Raw genomic sequence first — 1,020 nt, 5'->3', positions numbered from 1 at the left:
AGCCTTGGTAGCCCGAATAGACGCCCTGCCGCCCGGTCGGGTTGAACTCGGCATCCTTGACGTGGAAGGCCTTGATCCGCTCGTGATAGATGTCGATGAACTCGAGATAGTCGAGCTGCTGCAGCAGGAAATGCGACGGGTCGTAATTGATGTTGCAGCGCTTGTGGCCGCCGACCGCGTCGAGGAACATCTCGAAGGTCGCGCCGTCGAACACATCCTCCGAAGGATGGATCTCGTAGCCGACATCGACGCCATTGTCCTCGTAGACATCGAGGATCGGCTTCCAGCGCTTGCCGAGCTCGTCGAAGGCTTCCTCGATCAGTCCGGCCGGTCGCTGCGGGAAGGGATAGAGGTAGGGGAAGGCCAGCGAGCCGGTGAAAGATACCGAGGCATCCAGCCCGAGATTGCGCGATGCCTTGGCGCCGAACTTCATCTGCTCGACGGCCCATTTCTGCCGCGCCTTGGGATTGTTGTGCACCGATGGCGGCGCGAAGCCATCCATCTGCGCGTCATAGGCGGGATGCACCGCCACCAGCTGACCCTGCAGATGCGTCGATAGCTCCGTGATCTCGACGCCCGCGTCGGCGCAGATGCCTTTCACCTCGTCGCAATAGGCCTTCGACGACGCCGCCTTCTTGAGGTCGAACAGGCGGCCGTCCCAGGTCGGGATCTGCACGCCTTTGTAGCCGAGCCCTGCCGCCCATTTGGTGATCGAAGCCAGTGAATTGAACGGCGCGGCGTCGCCCGCGAACTGCGCCAGAAACAGGCCAGGCCCCTTCATCGTCGTCGGCATCGGCATCCTCCCTCTCTTGTTTCGCCACCAAGCATAGCGTCGATTGGAGCGAGGGCCAGCCTGTTTGGGCAAACTCACCGGCATCTCAGCGCCATGCCATTCTGGTATTACCAAATCCCATAATTCGGTCAAGCGCCTGAAAAGCCGGCGGAAGGGTCTGGCCGGCAATTAAAAAGGCGGAATTACCTCGTTAAATCATGGAATTGACCGAGATATGAAGCTTCCCA

Annotated in this window: 1 protein-coding gene; it reads right to left on the bottom strand. The window is 60.3% G+C overall.

What is annotated here, in order from left to right; all coding sequences use genetic code 11:
- Positions 1–793: sugar phosphate isomerase/epimerase (locus EOD07_RS35600; RefSeq protein WP_164772909.1), on the bottom strand; the 793-nt coding region annotated here is incomplete at its 3' end.
- Positions 794–1,020: the final 227 nt, after the last annotated feature.

The organism is Mesorhizobium sp. M2C.T.Ca.TU.002.02.1.1 (assembly GCF_003997225.1).
This window is presented reverse-complemented; position numbering and strand designations above follow the sequence as displayed.